Source organism: Candidatus Rickettsia tasmaniensis (assembly GCF_036857515.1).
Classification (GTDB): domain Bacteria; phylum Pseudomonadota; class Alphaproteobacteria; order Rickettsiales; family Rickettsiaceae; genus Rickettsia; species Rickettsia rickettsii.
The window spans coordinates 1-1734 of sequence record NZ_JAQCNX010000053.1 but is presented as its reverse complement, the minus strand read 5'-3'; the positions used below and the strand labels follow the sequence as shown (position 1 = coordinate 1734).

Sequence of the window (1734 nt, the reverse complement as noted above, 5' to 3'; positions counted from 1 at the left end):
TTTAGTTATTGCAAGATTTTTTTATAAAAATGTACTATAATGTCTTTAATCAATCGATAATAATTTAAAAATGTTTGGACAAAATCCTAAAAGAAGCATATTAAACGGTGACGGTACTCAGTTAGAGGTACAGTCTATTTTTAAGACTATACAAGGGGAGGGCATTTTTGTAGGTTGTCCTGCGATCTTTATTAGGCTTGGAGGATGTAATCTTGCTTGTAATTTTTGTGATACGGAGTTTGAAGATTTTGATTTGAGAAGTTTATCTCTTCAAATCCTTTTCTCGGAATAATAATCATTGCAAATTTTATAGCCTTAAAGCTAGAATCACTAACAATAATTCTAATTAGATGTCGTATACGCCTTTTAATTTTGTTGCGAACTACAGCTTTTTTATTTAGCTTTCTGCTAACTTTGATTCCTAAAAAGGTGTTATATTTTGATTCAAGGAAGATTTTTGGAAGTTTTGTGGCGATTACCAAAATACAATATCTCTCATGGAGCTTCTTCCCAAGCTTATTTATAAGCTCAAATTCTTTTTGATTTTTTAAAGAGGTAATAGACACTTTGATAAGTCAGATTATTTTAAGCAGATAATTTATGTCTACCTTTAGCACGACGTTTTCTTAAGATTGCTCTTCCGGTTGGAGTAGCCATTCTAGATCTAAAACCATGTCTTCTTTTTCTAACTAAATTACTAGGTTGAAATGTACGTTTCATAATATTTATACCGAACGAAAATAAAAATTAATTATTATAAATATGTCATCCCATGGCTTGACCACGGGATGACATTAAATACTTAAATATGTGCTTTTGCTTTTTCTACGATACTTACGAATCCGTCACTGTTATTGACGGCAAGTTCTGCAAGTACTTTACGATCTATATCGATTTCTGTTTTTTTAAGAGCTCCCATAAATTGAGAGTAAACAAGCCCATGTTCTCTTACTGCTGCATTTATTCTTTGAATCCATAAGCCTCTAAAATCACGTTTACGGTTTCTACGATCTCTATAAGCATATTGGAGGGCTTTTTCTACTTTTTCAATAGCTACTCTAAAACAGCTATTTGCTCTACCTCTATAGCCTTTGGCTAATTTAAGGATTTTTTTATGTCGATTTTTGGAAATTTTTCCTGATTTTGCACGTGTCATTGCTTTAGCTCCTAGTTAATTAATTTATACCGTACGGTAAAAAATATTTTTTAATATTATATCCGTCTTGAGGACAAAGCATTGTAGTTCCTCTAAGGTTACGAATTTGAGCTTTAGTACGACGACGCATAAAATGTTTTTTACCTGCTTGAGATGCAATAACCTTGCCGCTAGCAGTAAGTTTAAAACGTTTTTTTACGGCAGATTTTGTTTTTAATTTAGGCATATTGTTCCTTATAATTGGTATTTCTAGGTTTAAACGGTAAAAACATTAGGCATACCAAAGCCATATTACCGATGAAACTTAAATAATAGTTTTTTTATTTAGTTATTGCAAGATTTTTTTATAAAAATGTACTATAATGTCTTTAATCAATCGATAATAATTTAAAAATGTTTGGACAAAATCCTAAAAGAAGCATATTAAACGGTGACGGTACTCAGTTAGAGGTACAGTCTATTTTTAAGACTATACAAGGGGAGGGCATTTTTGTAGGTTGTCCTGCGATCTTTATTAGGCTTGGAGGATGTAATCTTGCTTGTAATTTTTGTGATACGGAGTTTGAAGATTTTGATTT

The 1734-nt window shown here is 31.4% G+C and carries 4 protein-coding genes and 2 pseudogenes; 2 read left to right on the top strand and 4 right to left on the bottom strand.

Going from position 1 to position 1734, the window contains the following annotated elements; translation table 11 throughout:
* Positions 1-70: 70 nt before the first annotated feature.
* Positions 71-256, top strand: a pseudogene (locus O6R16_RS07780) (7-carboxy-7-deazaguanine synthase QueE); the annotation flags it as partial.
* On the opposite strand, the gene rnpA reads toward O6R16_RS07780, so the two are convergent.
* The 4 genes from rnpA to rpmI form a co-directional block, all read right to left on the bottom strand.
* A complete protein-coding gene (gene rnpA / locus O6R16_RS07775; protein ID WP_499680686.1) occupies positions 192-566 on the bottom strand; it encodes a ribonuclease P protein component in 375 nt (124 codons plus the stop codon). The pseudogene O6R16_RS07780 and the gene rnpA overlap by 65 nt on opposite strands.
* 19 nt (positions 567-585) lie before the next feature.
* Complete coding sequence (rpmH, locus tag O6R16_RS07770) at positions 586-720, bottom strand: 50S ribosomal protein L34 (protein WP_011270688.1); 135 nt, start codon at positions 718-720, stop codon at positions 586-588.
* Between the two features lie 82 nt (positions 721-802).
* Positions 803-1156 (bottom strand): 50S ribosomal protein L20, encoded by a 354-nt coding sequence (gene rplT / locus O6R16_RS07765; RefSeq protein WP_004997919.1) that lies wholly within the window; start codon positions 1154-1156, stop codon positions 803-805.
* Between the two features lie 19 nt (positions 1157-1175).
* On the bottom strand, positions 1176-1382 hold the full coding sequence (gene rpmI, locus O6R16_RS07760; RefSeq protein WP_499680685.1) for a 50S ribosomal protein L35: 207 nt from the start codon (positions 1380-1382) through the stop codon (positions 1176-1178).
* 167 nt (positions 1383-1549) lie between these two features.
* On the opposite strand from rpmI, the pseudogene O6R16_RS07755 reads away from it, so the two are divergent.
* Positions 1550-1734, top strand: a pseudogene (locus tag O6R16_RS07755) (7-carboxy-7-deazaguanine synthase QueE); the annotation flags it as partial.